This window comes from Cohaesibacter haloalkalitolerans, from assembly GCF_003574655.1.
In the GTDB taxonomy this organism is placed as follows: domain Bacteria; phylum Pseudomonadota; class Alphaproteobacteria; order Rhizobiales; family Cohaesibacteraceae; genus Cohaesibacter; species Cohaesibacter haloalkalitolerans.
This window is the reverse complement of record NZ_QNUM01000002.1, coordinates 783861-800099: the sequence shown is the minus strand read 5'-3', so window position 1 is coordinate 800099 and position 16239 is coordinate 783861. Positions and strand designations below refer to the sequence as shown.

At 57.7% G+C, this 16239-nt stretch carries 12 protein-coding genes; 8 read left to right on the top strand and 4 right to left on the bottom strand.

The window, feature by feature from the left end; genetic code table 11:
* Positions 1-340 precede the first annotated feature (340 nt).
* From hpf to chrA, 3 genes are all read left to right on the top strand, one after another.
* Entirely contained in the window at positions 341-919 is a 579-nt protein-coding gene (hpf, locus tag DSL70_RS07545; RefSeq protein ID WP_119307240.1) for a ribosome hibernation-promoting factor, HPF/YfiA family, read from the top strand.
* 249 nt (positions 920-1168) lie between these two features.
* Positions 1169-1633, top strand: a complete 465-nt coding sequence (gene ptsN / locus DSL70_RS07540) for a PTS IIA-like nitrogen regulatory protein PtsN (protein ID WP_119307239.1) — start codon at positions 1169-1171, stop codon at positions 1631-1633.
* Between the two features lie 177 nt (positions 1634-1810).
* The gene (gene chrA, locus DSL70_RS07535) at positions 1811-3169 is read left to right on the top strand and encodes a chromate efflux transporter (RefSeq protein ID WP_245418118.1); all 1359 of its coding nucleotides are present in this window, start codon (positions 1811-1813) and stop codon (positions 3167-3169) included.
* A 128-nt stretch (positions 3170-3297) separates the two neighbouring features.
* On the opposite strand, the gene DSL70_RS07530 is transcribed toward chrA, so the two are convergent.
* From DSL70_RS07530 to DSL70_RS07515, 3 genes are all read right to left on the bottom strand, one after another.
* Positions 3298-3558, bottom strand: coding sequence for a DUF1150 family protein (locus DSL70_RS07530; RefSeq protein WP_162916435.1), 261 nt, complete (start codon positions 3556-3558; stop codon positions 3298-3300).
* Positions 3559-3640: 82 nt separating this feature from the next.
* Complete coding sequence (locus DSL70_RS07525; protein WP_119307237.1) at positions 3641-4093, bottom strand: Hsp20 family protein; 453 nt, start codon at positions 4091-4093, stop codon at positions 3641-3643.
* Positions 4094-4671: 578 nt separating this feature from the next.
* Positions 4672-5196 (bottom strand): GcrA family cell cycle regulator, encoded by a 525-nt coding sequence (locus DSL70_RS07515; RefSeq protein ID WP_119307235.1) that lies wholly within the window; start codon positions 5194-5196, stop codon positions 4672-4674.
* A gap of 923 nt (positions 5197-6119) precedes the next feature.
* On the opposite strand from DSL70_RS07515, the gene DSL70_RS07510 reads away from it, so the two are divergent.
* From DSL70_RS07510 to DSL70_RS07490, 5 genes are all read left to right on the top strand, one after another.
* Positions 6120-7313 (top strand): aspartate aminotransferase family protein, encoded by a 1194-nt coding sequence (locus DSL70_RS07510; protein ID WP_119307339.1) that lies wholly within the window; start codon positions 6120-6122, stop codon positions 7311-7313.
* 18 nt (positions 7314-7331) lie between these two features.
* A complete protein-coding gene (argF, locus tag DSL70_RS07505; protein WP_119307234.1) occupies positions 7332-8264 on the top strand; it encodes an ornithine carbamoyltransferase in 933 nt (310 codons plus the stop codon).
* A gap of 297 nt (positions 8265-8561) precedes the next feature.
* Positions 8562-9557, top strand: a complete 996-nt coding sequence (locus DSL70_RS07500; RefSeq protein WP_119307338.1) for an Hsp33 family molecular chaperone — start codon at positions 8562-8564, stop codon at positions 9555-9557.
* 473 nt (positions 9558-10030) lie between these two features.
* Complete coding sequence (locus DSL70_RS07495; RefSeq protein ID WP_119307233.1) at positions 10031-11485, top strand: efflux RND transporter periplasmic adaptor subunit; 1455 nt, start codon at positions 10031-10033, stop codon at positions 11483-11485.
* On the top strand, positions 11482-14883 hold the full coding sequence (locus tag DSL70_RS07490) for an efflux RND transporter permease subunit (protein ID WP_119307232.1): 3402 nt from the start codon (positions 11482-11484) through the stop codon (positions 14881-14883). The genes DSL70_RS07495 and DSL70_RS07490 overlap by 4 nt, the downstream gene beginning before the upstream one ends.
* 203 nt (positions 14884-15086) lie before the next feature.
* Here the strand turns inward: DSL70_RS07490 and DSL70_RS07485 are convergent, their stop codons facing one another.
* Positions 15087-15944 (bottom strand): DUF2189 domain-containing protein, encoded by an 858-nt coding sequence (locus DSL70_RS07485; protein WP_245418117.1) that lies wholly within the window; start codon positions 15942-15944, stop codon positions 15087-15089.
* Between the last annotated feature and the right edge of the window lie 295 nt (positions 15945-16239).

The window sequence follows — 16239 nt, the reverse complement described above, 5'->3', positions numbered from 1 at the left end:
GCCCATTGGACAGTGGATAAATACGTAAAGATGCGTGTTTCCAGTCCATTCCTGTCAAGTCTGCTGGTCAAAGCCCATTAATTTTGGCACACTGATAGCATGCATAAGAGACTGTCCCATAACATTGACATTTGCAACCGAAGCGCCTATTTGTGCGCGGCCCGTGCAGACGTCGATGCGGTCCGTGGGATGACTCCATGCGTATGGCCGACCGGGCTTTCGATGTGTTGATGATACGCGCAGATCGAGGCCACATCTTCAGGCCACATTTGCGAACGTCATTAAAAGAGAAAGACTTAAAGTCGGTCATTCTATAGGCCCATAATTGATAGGGGGTTCCATGACGCTTCGAGTATCAGGCAAACAAGTTGATGTTGGCGATTCACTTCGCGCCTATGCAGAGGATCGTGTTGCTGAAGCAGTCGAGAAATATTTCGATGGTGGCTTCGGTGGCCAGATGACTTTGGAAAAGGAAGGCATCGGCTTCAAGAGTGACCTTGTGATTCATCTCGATACCGGGATGGTGATGCAAGCTAGCGGCTCTGATGTTGACGCTCAGAAGAGCTTTGACAATGCTGTTGAGCATATCGACAAGCGCTTGCGTCGCTATAAAAGACGCCTGAAAAGCCATCGCAATGATTTCCACGAGAGCCCTGAGGGCATCGAGATCGCGTATGGCGTGCTGCAGAACCCTGCAGTTCAGGAAGAAGTGCCCGAAGATTTCACGCCGGTCGTTATCGCCGAAAGCACCAGCAAACCCCTCCGTACCATGACGGTTGGCGACGCTGTGGTTGCTCTCGATCTGACTGACGAACCTGTCGTGGTCTTCCGCAATGCCGGTGATGATGCTGTCAACGTTGTTTACAAACGCAAGGACGGCCACATCGGATGGGTAAGCCCTTCCCTGGCTGACAAGTAAGCACTTAGGAACGCCACAAAAGACTGATGGTTCGTGAAACCATCAAAGCATAACGAGGGCGCGCCCCAACAATTGGAATTCCGGTTGATCGGGGTGCGCTTTAGCCAACCAGGCACACGGCCGTTGGTGTTCGCTCAAGATCAAATGGCCTTCAGGTGAGACCTCCTGAAGGCTTTGATCATTTCAAGAAACCGGGGTATCCTGCTTTGACCGGACCTTAAAGCAAGATACTCGATACATGAGAGTTTCATGGAACTGAACGATCTACTCGCTCCTGAAGCGATCGTCCCGCTGCTCAAGGCGAGCAGCAAAAAGCAGGTAATTCAGGAGTTGTCGGAGCGCGCGGCCAAACTGACCGGGCTACCACAGCGTCAGATTTTCGAAAAACTGTTGCAGCGTGAACGGCTGGGCTCCACCGGCGTCGGGCAGGGCGTTGCGATTCCGCACGGCAAGCTGGAAGAGCTGGAGAAGATCTATGGCATCTTCGCGCTCCTGGACAAGCCTGTGAATTTCGATGCCATGGACGACAAGCCTGTCGATATTGTCTTTCTGCTGCTGGCTCCTGAAGGCGCTGGCGCTGATCATCTCAAGGCACTGGCCCGCATTGCCCGCGTTCTGCGCAATGAGGACACCTTGAAAAAGCTGCGCTCTGCGACGGATGGTGATGCCATTCGTGCCGTTCTCTGCCATCTGCCGGAATCCGACGCAGCCTGACCTCATGGCCTGATCCGCAAAAAATCTGCCCGATCCCTCATTTTTGCTGCATTCTGTAATCTGCCTGTCAAGTTCGACACGCAATAAGGCTGTTTCGCTGCCCTGCGACAGACGGAGCCCCCTCGCAAAGGACTCTGCAGGGGGTGGCCTGACTGCGGTTGGCATTGAGAAAAAGAGATGATGGAAGCAGACATCCGAGCAGATGGGCCAAAGGGACCCCCTTTACAGCCGACACTTGGCGAGGCCTCAGCCGTCTGGTGGCGCATTGGTGTGCTGTCATTTGGTGGACCGGCGGCCCAGATTGCCCTGATGCACCGGATGATCGTCGATGAAAAGGGCTGGCTTTCGGAGCGTCAGTTCCTCAATGCCCTTTCCTTCTGCATGATGCTGCCCGGCCCCGAGGCGATGCAGCTGGCCACCTATGCCGGTTGGCGCCTGCACGGAGTGGTGGGTGGGCTCGTCGCAGGTCTGGCCTTTGTGCTGCCCGGCGCGCTGGTCGTGTTGCTGCTCTCTGGTGCCTATGCCCTGTTTGGGGAAGCACCGCTTGCCGCCTCGCTGTTCATGGGCATCAAGGCTGCGGTGCTGGTCATCGTGCTGGAAGCGCTGTTCCGGGTCAGCAGAAAGGCGCTCGATGGTTTGGCCCACTGGCTGATTGCCGCGCTCGCCTTTATCGCGATCTTCTTTTTCTCGGCCCCGTTCCCGCTGATCATCCTCTGCGCGGGCCTTTATGGTGCCTGGCATGGATTCTGTCTTGGCAGGCAAGGCGAAGATGCTGGCGGAGTGGTGCGTGGCGATCTGGTTGCGTCAGGGCAGCAATCGGACCTGTTGGTGCCGCTCGGTCAGACGGTCAGGACCATAGCAATCTGGCTTTGCATCTGGCTGGTGCCGTTGATGCTGGTTCTGCAACTCTCCCCCATGGCGGTCTTTGGCACAATCGGACTTTTTTTCTCCAAACTGGCAACGGTTACCTTTGGTGGTGCCTACGCTGTGCTTGCCTATATGGCACAGGACGCGGTGTCGCTGCATGGCTGGCTGGATGCCCGCGAGATGCTCGACGGGCTGGGGCTGGCCGAAACAACGCCGGGGCCACTCATTCTGGTGACCGAGTTTGTCGGCTTTCTGGCTGCGGCGCGCGCTGATGGTGGTGTCAGCCTGTGGCTCGGACTGGCCGGAGCGGGCGTGACGCTGTGGGCGACCTTTGCCCCCTGCTTCCTCTGGGTCTTTGCCGGAGCGCCCTATATCGAATGGATCGGCGAACGGCCATCTCTGCGCGAAGCCCTGCGGGCGATCACCGCTGCCGTGGTCGGCGTCATTCTCAATCTGTCGGTCTGGTTCGCCCTGCATGTGCTGTTTGCGGATGTGAGCAAACACCAGTGGGGGCTAATGACGCTGACCCTGCCGCACTGGGCAAGCTTCGAGCCGGTGCTCTTTGCCCTCACGGTGATTGCCGGCTATTGCCTGCATGTGCGCAAGCTGTCTGTCCTGACAAGCCTTTCACTGTCTGCGGGTCTCGGCGTGCTCTGGGGGCTGTTTTGATGGCCTGCCGACACGAAAAAGCCCCGAAAACGGGGCCAATAAAAGGGCGTCGGTCTGAAGCAGACTCAGACCGAGCCATCATATTTCCTGGGAGCAGGGCCCACAAAAGGCCCTGAACGGAAGGATGCCTAGTGGACGCTCACGGTTTCGATGTCGTGACGCATGGCGCTGAGCTTGACGGCGGATTCTGATCCGGCCAAGGCAATCGGCTGTCCCTGGACATCCAGCAGCGCCCACAATTCCTGATGCTGCGGAAGATCCGGCGCTTCGGGGAACATATCCATGACTTCTTCCATGCTCACCTGACGCACATAGGCCATACGACGTTCCAACATGATGGATTCCAGACCGTCTTCCATCTCGTCGTCATACATTTCTTCTTCATTCATGGCATCTGCTTTCATGTTTGGCTGTCAAATCGCCCGCAATTGGGAGGATAAGGCAGACTGACAACCTGGGTGGAACACACGCTTACTCTTTTACGTCGATGGCTATTTTGCGGACGACTTTCTCGGGTTCCGGCCGAGCCAGATCAATGGACAATAGCCCATCTTTCAGTTCGGCACCAAGAATTTCAATGCCCTCGGCCAGCACGAACGAGCGCTGGAACTGGCGGGCGGCGATACCACGATGGAGATACTGGCGGCTCTGATCATCCACCTGGCGACCGCGAATGACAAGCTGGCTTTCTTCCAGTGTCACATCAAGCTGATCGCGGGTGAAGCCGGCCACGGCGAGGGTTATGCGCAGCACATCCCCGGTGCCCCCGTTTCCTTCGAGCAGTTTGCTCTCGGTGGGGTCCAGTCTCTCGATATTGTAGGGAGGGTAGCCCTCGTTGGCGCCTTTGGCGACGCGGTCAAGCACCCGCTCGACTTCATCGAAGCCGAGCAGAAAAGGGCTGGAAAAGGCAGACATTCGAGACATAGGCGGTCCTTCTTCGTAAGCGACACGCAAAAGGGACTTTGAACCTTGCAAGCTCTGGTTCCCCCAAAATGCAGAGCCGACGCGATGGCCTCGGTGCCGAGCAGCTCCACGGTGAATTTCCCTGGGTGATCATCAGCGATTGGCTGTATCACAACCCAAGACACGGCAGGCTTTTCGCCACACCTCATGTCAAACCTCAATCCAAGCATTCGACATGTGAATAATATGGGGCTATTCGTGGCAGGCTTCAAGGTCAAACATCGATCAGACGAAGCCAGGCATCCGTTGCGGCGGCCAGAGCTGGCCGGGAGAGAGTTTCTTTGCAGTCTCTGCTGTTGAAAAGGGCAGCAAAGTCAGCGCCTTGTAGCTGTGGCAAGGAACGGGACAGGTGTCGCGAGGCCAGATATCGGGGTTTGAAAAGTTTGCCCAACAGTGAAGGTTTCACCGAAATGAGGGCAGGTTCAGGGGCTTTGAGCCGGAAAATTGGCCAAACTGTGGGGCTTGTCGAGTGCATGGCCAACAAAAAGCCGTCCTGATTGCTCAGGACGGCTTTTGAAACCACAATAGTGTTGGCCGTATCAGCTTGCCTTTTTCGACCGGCGACGATCGGCACCGGTGTTGTAGGCAATTTCAGAATGATATTTGCAATAGGGAGAGCCGGATTCGGACTTGTGACCACAGAAGTGGAAGTCGGTATCGCCCGGATCGCCAATTGGCCATTTGCAGGTGTTTTCCGTCAGAGTCAGGATGGATGCGCGCTTGGAAATGGGCACGACAACCGGATCTGCTTCAGGACGCTTCTCAGCCTTGGGCTGCGGGGCAACCTGTGGCTGACTGTCGACCTTGAGAGCCGTCGCGCCAACGCTTGGTGCAGACGTGCCGGTGCTCGGACGAGCCGGACGGTTGGTCTGCTGGGTGCGAGGGCGACGGGCCCGTGGGGCCGTTGTGGTTGTTTTGGCGCGGCCAGAGAGGCCCAGCCGATGCACTTTGCCGATAACCGCATTACGAGTGACACCGCCAAGTTCTGCCGCTACCTGGCTTGCACTCAGGCCTTCGGACCAGAGCTTTTTCAAGAGTTCTACGCGTTCGTCAGTCCAAGACATATTTGAGCCTCCGTCTAGACTGTTGCAGAAGGCAAACCAACGCCGCTTTTGGTCGTGTATGTACAACCAAAGGTTTGACCTTCTTCAGTGAATTAGAATTTTGCCGCACGATAGTTATTCGTTAATAAATTGTAAACTACTATACGCCGTGAGTCCGCTGCAACTGGATGAGGGGGCAAATCAGCCCTTTTCCCCAACTAATCGAATCAACGAATGTCCAAAAAACGCTTGACAACGGCTTTTTGAATTTATCCTCATTCAACTGTTAATTGCCTGTGGATAAACTGTGGCCAAGTGTTGAATATCCTTGTCTTTACGTCCTTTTACCTGCCGTTGCCCATTTCCTTTGCGCTTTCGCCGAGGGTGCTGCCTTTTCGTGCTTCTCCTGCCCAATCCTTGTTCATCTTTTGTGGGTGGAGTCCGTGAAACATTTTTTTGGTCATGCGTAGGTATGAAGCACGAACGGCATGGCTGGGCCAGCCCTTTCGTGTCGGCAAGTCCCATCTCTCTCACAACAAGATTAATGTCCAGAGGGTCGGTTGAGAAATTCCGGTAACAGTTATTTTGTGCAAGAATTGTAGTTGGCCTATAAAATTTTGTGGATTTATTGTTTGGTAGCATAAAATTCCGTGCGTTATGTGAAGTCTCTGATTGACAAGCAGGGACCGTTCTTGCAATAGAAGGGCCTTCACCGGCCGCCGTTGGGGCGGCTTTTTTTGTTGTAATCCTGCCATTCTTGCTGGGTTTTTGCTGATCTTGCCGCAGAAACTTGCTAGGGCTAGGCGATTGGAAGCCATAAAGCCCCGTTCAAGCATTTTTGCTGTGCAAGGCCGGTAGACGGCATTTCGACAGACATGCTTAATAGGCCTGTCGGATGGCGGATGAGAACAGGAGACCTTTGTCTTGGGACGAGGATGAATAAGATGACGCAATCTTCGCTGTATGCCACTTATGCAAGAGCCAACCTGGAATTCGAAAAGGGAGAAGGCGCCTGGCTTACGACGCGGGATAACCGACGCTATCTGGATTTCGCCGCGGGGATTGCTGTCAACAGCCTTGGACATGCCCACCCCCACTTGGTGGAAGCCCTGAAAAATCAGGCAGATAAGCTGTGGCATGTGTCCAACCTCTATGACATCCCGGGACAGCACAAGCTGGCTGAACGCCTCTGCGCGGTGACCTTCGCCGACAAGGTCTTCTTCACCAACTCCGGCGCCGAAGCCGTCGAATGTGCCATCAAGACCGCCCGCCGCTATCATTATGACAGGGGCGAGCCGGAGCGGTTCACGATCTTGACCTTCGAGGGTGCCTTCCATGGCCGGACCCTTGCGACCATCGCAGCAGGTGGCCAGCCCAAGTATCTTGAGGGCTTTGGTCCGAAAGCGCCCGGTTTCGAGAGTCTGTCGGCTCTGGACATCGACTTGGTGAAACAATCGATCAACGAGACCACCGCAGGCATTCTGATCGAACCCATTCAGGGCGAGGGCGGCATCAGGGAAATCTCGCCGTCATTCCTCAAAGCGCTTAGAAATTTGTGCGACGAAACCAACATCCTGTTAATTCTTGACGAAGTCCAGACTGGCGTCGGCAGAACCGGCCATCTCTTTGCCCATGAAGAAGCCGGCATCACGCCGGACATCATGGCAATCGCCAAGGGTATCGGTGGTGGCTTCCCGATGGGGGCCTGCCTTGCAACCGCAGAGGCTGCCAAGGGGATGGTGCCGGGGACGCATGGATCAACCTATGGTGGCAATCCGCTTGCCATGGCGGTTGGCAATGCGGTACTGGATGTGGTGCTGGAGGAGGGTTTCCTAGAGAATGTTGCCAAAACCGGGTTGATCCTCAAGCAGCGGCTGGCCGGGCTGAAGGATGCCTATCCGGATCTGATTGAAGACATAAGGGGTCGTGGCCTTCTGGTCGGGCTCAAGTTGAAAATGCCACCGGCAGAGCTGGTTGCCGAACTCCGCAACGAGGGTCTTTTGACCGTTGGGGCCGGAGACAATGTTTTGCGGTTGGCGCCACCCCTGACCATCGGTCAGGAAGAAATTGATTTTGCACTCCAGGCTTTGGAGCGGGCGCTCGATACCTTGCGCGCTGCAAAGGCAGACAGTGAATAGACAGGGGGGATTGCAGCCATGTCGAATGATGCCATGCGCCATTTCGTCGATTTGGAGACCCAGAAGACCGAAGACCTGAAGACCATTCTGGCGACCGCACACAAGATCAAGGAAGCCCGCAAGGTCAAGCGCCGGACCGACATGCTCGAAGACAAGGTCATTGCCCTTGTGTTCGACAAGCCGTCGACGCGGACCCGCGTTTCCTTCGATGTCGGTGTGCGCGAGCTGGGCGGAACGCCATTGATGCTGACCGGTGCAGAAATGCAGTTGGGGCGCGGCGAGAGCATTCCCGACACGGCGCGGGTTCTGTCGCGCTTTGTCGATGGCATCATGATCCGCATGCTCGACCATCAGGCTGTCGCCGAGCTGGCAGAATATGCCACAGTCCCGGTGATCAATGGCTTGACCTATTATTCCCATCCCTGCCAGATCATGGCAGACATCATGACCTATGAGGAACATCGCGGCTCGCTGCAGGGCAAGACCGTGACCTGGGTCGGGGATTACAACAACGTGCTGGCTTCCTGGCTGCATGCTGCCGAGCATTTCGACTTCACCATGCGTGTTGCCGTGCCCGATGAACTTATGACCGACCATGCCGTAATCGATCGGCTGCGTGGCCGTGGCGTGCGCATCGAAATGTGCGACACCGCTGACGAAGCCGCCAGCCAGTCCGACCTCATCATCACCGACACCTGGGTGTCGATGGGCGATGAGGATGCGGAACATCGTCACAATCTCTTGAAACCCTATCAGGTCAACACCAGATTGATGGGGCTTGCCAAGGATGACGCCCTGTTCATGCATTGCCTGCCTGCCCATCGTGGCGAGGAGGTGACGGATGAAGTGATCGACGGCCCGCAATCCGTTGTCTTCGACGAAGCGGAAAACCGCCTGCACGCACAGAAGGGTGTCATGGCCTGGTGTTTTCACAAGGCCATTGGTGACTAGGAATTGGCGGCAAGCAAGGCCTTGCGGCAGGACGCACAAGGGTGCGGCTTGTGGCGCTCTGGGCCTTGACGCACGCAACTGAAACAGGGGACAAAGGGTGGATACAAGGCGTATCCGCCCTTTGCCTTTGAGTATGTGCCGCTATTGAACATGAACCGAATGCGCAACCGGAGTATCGCCTCCAACTGTGTGCCGGACCTTCTTCGAACCCGAAAAGGGCAAGCCTCGACAGAATTGTCCCACCCTGATCGAAGGGAATGAAGAGGCCAGAGGAAGGGGCCAGAGAAAGTGAAGCTGATGACTGAACAAAGCAAGAGTGTTTCGCCGCTGGATCGCGTTCTGCCCTTTCAGGTGGACGGGTTGGACGTGCGCGGACGCATGGTGCATCTGAACGAGACCGTCACCCGGATCATCCAGCGTCACAACTATCCCGATGCGGTCAACCGCCTGTTGGCCGAAGCCATTGCCCTGACCGCCCTGCTGGGCTCTTCCCTCAAGTTCGAGGGCAAGTTCATCCTGCAGGTGCAGTCCAAAGGTGCTGTTAACATGATGGTGGTTGATTTCAACGCGCCGGATGCCGTGCGGGCCTATGTGCGCTTTGATGAAGAGGCGTTGCAGGAGCTGATTGCCGCTGGCAAGACCCGCCCGGAAGACCTGCTGGGCGAGGGGCATCTGGTCATGACCATCGATCAGGGGCAATACATGAACCGCTATCAGGGGGTTGTCGTGCTCGACGGCAAGAGCCTTGAGGAAGCGGCGCACAGCTATTTCATGCAATCGGAACAGCTGCCGACACGGGTGCGCCTTGCGGTCACCGAGATGGTATCCAAGCAGGAAGACGGCGCTCCCAAGAGCGAGTGGATCGCCGGCGGGCTGTTGGTGCAATATCTGCCGCAGTCCTCCGCAGACATCCCGCACCGCGACCTGCATCCGGGTGATCACCCAGATCCGGAAATGCAGAAGACCTATCATGCCGATGAGGTTGATGTCTGGCGGGAATGCGAAGCGCTGGTCAATACCATTGACGATCATGAACTGACGGATCCCGCGGTGCCTGCCGAAACCCTGCTCTACCGGCTGTTTCATGAAAATGGCCCGCGGGTCTTCGAGGCCATGCCGATTGTTGACCGCTGCACATGCAGCCGTGAGCGGATTGGAGACATGTTCAAGACCTTCGATCCTGATGAGGTCAAGGAGATGGTTGTCGACGGCAAGATCGAGGTGACGTGCGAATTCTGCAGCACGCACTATGAATTCGATCCCGCCGAGGTTGCCAAACCGGAAGCCGATTGATGTTCTTGTCTCTTTGGAGACAAGGGACATGGTTTCGGTGCTCTGGAAACAATCGCTGATTAACAAACGAAAAAGCCGCCTGATTTCGGGCGGTTTTTTATTTCTGAGTATTTCTGTCTGATACATTATTATGCAAATCTTCCATTGCACTGACGATGTATCATTGAGATAAATGCGGTATGTCCTATCCATGTTTCCACGGGGCCATCAGTCCCAGGTGTGGTACAAGGCAGATGGGGGTGAGAGGGCAGGCGCACGCCATGCTTTGAGAGGGGAATTCTTTTCTTGATTGATCTGCCGGGCCGACAGCTGCGTCCTCCTGTTGCTCCGGCCATGTTTGCTTGAGATTTTCTGCGGGGCCTCTGGTGGCCGTCTGCCAGATTGCGCAGGCGGAAAACCCGGCGCCATGTTTCCTTGCCGAGAGCGGCGCAGGCTACCGCATCTGCTCCGGCAGCAACCCTTGACCCGAGATCATGAACGACCACAGCAACGACATAAAACCGTCCTTCAACGAAGAAACGCCGAGCCTGTCAGTTCACAGCACACAGGATGCTCCGCTGAGGGAGGTCGACAAGGCAAGGGGGGCTCGGTCTGTTTCCGGCCTTCTGCGCGGTGTCCTGCGGCTGGCCCTGCCGGTGGTGGTCATCGCAGCAGGTGGCTTTGCCGCCTGGAAGATGGTCGTCACCAAGCCGGAGGTCGACCGGCGGCCCCCGCGCGAAAAGACCTATGCGGTGGAAATTCGCAAGGCGGAGCCCACATCGATCCAGCCCTCACTTACCCTTTATGGAACCGTCGAGGCCTCGCGTCAGGTGGATTTGCGCGCTCTGGTCAGCGGGGAAGTGATCTGGGTGAACCCGGCTGTTGCAGAAGGGCAGGAGGTTGGTGGCGGCGATGCCCTCGTCCGTATCGATCCTTTTGACTATGAAGGCGCGGTGCGCGAGGCGGAAGCCAATCTGGCCGAAGCCCGGGCCAAGCTGACGGCGAGCGAAGTCTCCCTTGTTAGTGATCAGAAGGCCGTTGAGCGGCTTCAGGAGCAGTTGATCCTCGCGCAGAATGATTTCAACCGGGCAGAGACCCTTGCCAACAGTGGCAGCCTCACGCAGCAGGCGCTGGAAAACCGCAAGCTGACCCTCTCCCAGCGGCAACAGACCGTTGAGGGCCGACAATATAATCTTGAGATCCTGTCCTCACAGATCGAGCAGCAGAAGGCCAATGTCGCTCGTCTCGACTGGAAGCTGGAACAGGCCCGTCGCAATCTGTCCGACACCACCCTGACTGCGCCCTTCAAGGGCGTTGTGAAGGCCAAGTCGGTCGAACTCGGCCGTTCCGTGTCTGGCAGTGACACCCTCGTCTCGCTTTATGATCCCGATGCCATGGATGTGCGCTTTACCCTCTCTGACAGCCAGTATGGCCGTCTGACGCTGGGCGGCAGCGAACTGATCGGACGCGCCATTACCGTTCACTGGCAGCTTGGCGAGCAGGGCCGCCAGTTCAGGGCGGTGATCGATCGGGTCACCCCGGAAATCAATGCGGCCAATGGTGGTGTCGAGGTCTATGCGCGACTGGACGCGGATTCGAACCTCAGAACAGGGGCCTTCGTGGCGCTCAATGTGCCGGACAAGGTCTATGATCATGCCATTTCCATCCCGCAGGCGGCGATCTATGGCGGCGACCTTGTCTACACTAGCAAGGATGGCCGCATGGCCCCGCACAAGGTCAAGGTGCTCGCCTATCTGGGTGACAATGCACTGATCGATGGCGAAGGGTTCGCCGCAGGCGAAGAGATTGTCACGACCCGCCTTGCAGAAGCAGGCCCCGGCCTCAAGCTGGTGGTGCCCGGAGCCGAGAGTGCAACGGATGCTGACACAGGCCGGGAGGGGCCCCAGAAGGACGGTAAGCAGGACGGTAAGCGGGGGGCACCGCAATGAGCCGGTCTGACAGAAAATCAGATGGCGGGGCCGTCGCCTTCTTCGTCCATCATCCCAATGCCGCCAATCTGCTGATGATCATCCTGCTGGTCGCAGGGGTGTTCGCTCTGTCGCGGATGAACAGCCAGTTCTTCCCGACCATAGACTCCGACACCATCGAGATTTCCGTCAGCTGGACCGGTGCCAGCGCCGAGGATGTCGAAGCGAATATTCTGGAGATCATCGAGCCCAAGGTGCGCTTTATCGACGGGATTGATCAGGTTTCCTCCTATGCGCGGGAGGGCGGCGCCTTCATCATTCTGGAGTTCCAGCAGGGTGTCGACATGTCTCAGGCCCTGAGGGATGTGGAATCGGCTATCGACATGATCACGACCCTGCCCGATCTTGCCGACGATCCGGTTGTCTCCTATCGCCAGTTTCGTGACGATGTGGCGCGGTTGATCCTGTCCGGTCCTTTCGATGAGGCGTCCTTGCGGGGCTTTGCCAAGGAAATCCGCGACGATCTCATCGACCGGGGCATCGACACCGTTGACTTCACCGGTTTGCGTGACGAGGAATATCATGTCGGCCTGTCGGACTATGACCTCAGGCGTCTGGGGCTGACCGTGCAGGACATCGCCGGGCAGATTTCCAACAACACTCGTGATCTGCCCTCGGGCAATGTCAAGGACGGCTTCGAGAAACAGGTTCGGACGCTGGCTGCCGAGGAAACGCCCGAGAGCCTGTCAGCAATCAAGATCAAGTCCGGCATCGACGGATCGAGCGTGGCGCTGGGCGATATCGCCCGTGTAGAGCGGCGGCTTGACCCTGATCAGGTGCGCGGCATCATGCGCGGCGAGTCTGCCATCCAGCTGATTGTCCGTCGGGCACCAAATGCCGACTCGCTGGATGCCTCAGCCATCGTCAACGACTATCTCGCCTCCATCGAGGGCGTCTTCCCGCCAACCCTGAAAATCACCCAGTATGATGCGCTTGCCGAAGCGCTGGTCGATCGCATCCTGCTGCTGGTCAAGAACGCGGTGTCGGGCATCCTTCTGGTGATGATCATTCTGGCGCTGTTTCTCAATCTGCGCACCGCACTGTGGGTGACGGCCGGCATTCCCATTTCGATGCTGGCCTCCTGTGTTGCCCTGCTGGCGCTCGGCCAAAGCATCAACATGATGTCGCTATTCTCCTTCATCATGATGCTTGGTGTCATCGTCGATGATGCCATTGTGGTGGGGGAGGAGACCACAACCCGCTATCAGGCTGGCGATCCGGGGCCTGTGGCCGCAGAGGGGGGCGGACGGCGCATGCTGTTGCCGGTTACCGCTGCGTCACTGACGACCATCGCCGCCTTTGCGCCCATCCTGCTGATTGGTGGCGTCATCGGCCAGATGATGGGCGTGTTGCCGATTGTCGTTATCGCCGTGCTGACGGCAAGCTTTGTGGAATGCTTCTTCATCCTGCCCGGCCATCTCTCCCATTCCATGACGCCGAGCCATGATCGGGGCTGGAGCGTGCGCCGGGTCATCATGGTCGGACTCATCATCCTGTTGCCGCTGGTGCTGTTCTATGGCCTGTCGCCGCAGCTGGTCGCCAAGTTTGGCGGCTCCACCGAGTGGGTCTGGCATGCGCTGCATGGCCTGTTTGCCGATGGCAGCATCATGGCGCTTCTGGCGATGATTGCGGTTGCGTCCGTCATTTCTCTGGTCATCGAGGCCCTGCATGTACGCCAGTTGCGGCGCATTGATCCGCGCGCCCACCACGGACGCCACAGTGAAAGCGCCTTCCGCAAGGGCTTCGACAGGGGCTTCGCCGCCTTCCGGGACGGACCTTTCCACGCCCTTGTGACCCTGTCCTACAACTGGCGCTACACGACGCTGGCGCTCTGCATTGCCGCCATGGCAATGGCGGGCGGCCTTGTTGCTGGTGGGCGTGTCGGTTTTGTCTTCTTTCCCTCGGCAGAAGCTGAAACGATCACCATCGCCATGACCTTCAATGTCGGCATTCTGGACGCGGACGCAGAGGCCATCGCCAACAAAGTGGATGACATCGTCTATGAGACCGAGGCGCAGATCGGCAAGGGCGAAAAGCTGGTGACTGCCTCTTTCATCACTCTTGGCCAGTCGGGCCGGACGACTGCGGACAATGTCGCGTCCCTGCGCCTGCGCCTGACGCCATCGGAACAGCGTTCGATACGAACGCCCGACTTCATCCGCGCCCTCAACAGGAACATGCCCGAGATGGCTGGCCTCAGCAGCGCCTCCATTCGCGGCCAGCGCGGCGGCCCTCCCGGGGCGGACCTCGATATCCGCCTCACCGGTGCAACACCGGACGTCCTCAAACGGGCCTCCATCGACTTGCAGGCGCGGCTCTCGGCCTATCCCGGCGTCAGCGAGCTCGATGACAACATGCCCTATGGCAAACCCGAGCTGACCCTGTCTCTGACCCCGAGGGGACGCAGCCTTGGCTTCACGGCCCAGTCCGTTGGCGAACAGATCCGCGATCTGGTGGAAGGGCGCACCGCTCGCAAGCTGGCCATACTGGATGAAGAGGTCAAGGTCCGTCTTCAGCGATTGGCCCGGCCCGACATGGACAGCCTCAGGAGCCTGTGGCTGAAAAGCCCGCAAGGCACCTTTGTGCCGCTGTCCGAAGTGGTGGACATCAGCGACCGGCAGGGTTTTTCCTCCATCCAGCGGCTAGATGGCAAGACCACCGTTGCCGTGACGGCTGATGTCGATGCCGCAGTGGTAACGGCCAGCGAGCTGGTGGCCAATCTCGGTGAGACCCTGATGCCGGAAATCGCAAATCAGTATGGCATCGGCTATCGCTTTGCAGGACGCAACGAAGAGCGGATGGATGCCTTTGCCGATCTGCGCGTCGGGCTGATCATCGCACTGGCTGCCATCTATATCATTCTGGCTTGGATCTTCGCGTCCTACACCCGCCCCTTCGCGATCATGATGATCATTCCCTTCGGGCTGATCGGAGCCGTTGTCGGGCACTATCTGCTCGGTTTCCAGCTCACCATCCTGTCGCTCATTGGCCTGTTGGGGTTGGCGGGGATTCTGGTCAATGACTCGATCATTCTGGTCAGCCGTCTCGATGAGCGCATCGCCCATGGCCAGCCTCTGAAGGACGCGGCGATTGGCGCCAGCTGCGACCGCTTGCGGGCGGTTCTGCTGACCTCGCTGACAACGGTTGGCGGGTTGTTACCGATGCTGTTTGAAGCCTCGCCTCAGGCCCAGTTCCTGAAACCGATGGCCATCACCATTGTCTTCGGTCTGTCGGTGGCGACGCTGTTTGTGCTGTTTCTGGTGCCAAGCCTGTTCGGTGTTGGCGGCGATATCCGTCGTGCCTTGACCTATCTTCTGCACGGCAATCGCCATCTGCGGCAACAGACACCTGCAGAGTGATTGGCATCTGATGGAAAGAAGGGGGCAGGTCGCAGCCGGCCCCTGAACAAAAAAGCGCGCCGGTCAGATGGGGCTGACCGTCGCGCCGCTGGCTCATGTGCTCTGCTTCCGTTCGGGTAGCGGAATCTTGCGCTGCATTTTGGGGACATGGAGGGCAGTGCAAGGGACAGGGCTAGCCAGTTTAGTAAGCCGGGTGCGTGGACCTATGGGGTCGCGGCAGTTTCTCCTTCTTCAAAGCGGATGGCCCGGCGATAAAGGTGCCAGGTGGCATGGCCGAGCAGCGGCAGGATTACCACCAGCCCGAGCAGGAAAGAGGCCAGACTGATCAACATCATGAATCCGATGAAAATCGCCCAACTGAGCATTGGCTTGCGGTTTTGCACGACGCATTTGATCGAGGTGATCATCGCGGTGATGAAGTCGACATCCTTGTGCAGCAGCATCGGGAAGGAAACCGCCGTTATGGAGAAGACCGCAAGGCTCATGAAGGCACCGATCAGATTGCCCGCCAGCAGGAACATCGCCCCTTGTGGCGTCAGCAGGATGGTGTTGACCAGCGCTGTCGGATTGACCGGATGCAGCCCGAAAAAGATCACATACAGAAAGATCGCGATATCGATCCAGATAATGAAGGCAAAGCCGGTGATGAGCGCCATCCAGCGCAACTCTTTCGACCGCTCGCCAAAGATCGCCCCAAGAACCGACTGCACTGAAAGAGCCTCGCCACTCTCGCGCCGTCGACTGATCTCATAAAGACCGGCAGCCACAAACGGGGCAATCAGCGCAAAGCCGGAGGCCAGCGGATAGACCAGATAGGGCATGTTGTAGGCGAACAGCAGCCAGACCAGAAACCAGCCGCCAACCGCATAGAAGCCGCCAAAGAACAGGCCATAGGGCGCGCTTTGACGAAAATCGTGCAGGCCCGCACTCAGTGCTTCAGACAGATCATCCATGGAGAGCGCCTGCACCACAGGCTTTGCTGCGGCTTTGCCATTGGCAGCATCGGGCGACGACAGCGAGGCTCCGTTCTGGGGGGAATAGGTCTGGGCAATGTCGGTCAAGTCTGTCCTCCCGCTTGATGCTGGCAGGTCTGACATGCTTGACTTCGAGCCAGTCTCGTCCCGCCATCCGTTCATGCTTGGAAGAAGAGAGTAACCCGGAATGGGTGCGACAGAAAGTCGCAATTGGTTCTAGAATGAACAAGGCGCAAACGGTAACACGGTCCGGTTTCCGGCGGGACGTTTCAAGGGGTTGTTAAATATTGAAAATTCCGAATGTTTGGCAACCTTGAGCTGAAACGGACAGCGTGATGCCTCACGAAGAGTTTATCGCAAGGCGGTCAGAACGGCGTGCTCT

Coding starts and splice junctions, on each gene's coding strand:
- hpf (WP_119307240.1), top strand. CDS start 341: ATGACGCTTCGAGTATCAGGCAAACAAGTTGATGTTGGCGATTCACTT.
- chrA (WP_245418118.1), top strand. CDS start 1,811: ATGATGGAAGCAGACATCCGAGCAGATGGGCCAAAGGGACCCCCTTTA.
- DSL70_RS07510 (WP_119307339.1), top strand. CDS start 6,120: ATGACGCAATCTTCGCTGTATGCCACTTATGCAAGAGCCAACCTGGAA.
- DSL70_RS07525 (WP_119307237.1), bottom strand. CDS start 4,093: ATGTCTCGAATGTCTGCCTTTTCCAGCCCTTTTCTGCTCGGCTTCGAT.
- DSL70_RS07530 (WP_162916435.1), bottom strand. CDS start 3,558: ATGAATGAAGAAGAAATGTATGACGACGAGATGGAAGACGGTCTGGAA.
- DSL70_RS07495 (WP_119307233.1), top strand. CDS start 10,031: ATGAACGACCACAGCAACGACATAAAACCGTCCTTCAACGAAGAAACG.
- DSL70_RS07490 (WP_119307232.1), top strand. CDS start 11,482: ATGAGCCGGTCTGACAGAAAATCAGATGGCGGGGCCGTCGCCTTCTTC.
- argF (WP_119307234.1), top strand. CDS start 7,332: ATGTCGAATGATGCCATGCGCCATTTCGTCGATTTGGAGACCCAGAAG.
- DSL70_RS07500 (WP_119307338.1), top strand. CDS start 8,562: ATGACTGAACAAAGCAAGAGTGTTTCGCCGCTGGATCGCGTTCTGCCC.
- DSL70_RS07515 (WP_119307235.1), bottom strand. CDS start 5,196: ATGTCTTGGACTGACGAACGCGTAGAACTCTTGAAAAAGCTCTGGTCC.
- ptsN (WP_119307239.1), top strand. CDS start 1,169: ATGGAACTGAACGATCTACTCGCTCCTGAAGCGATCGTCCCGCTGCTC.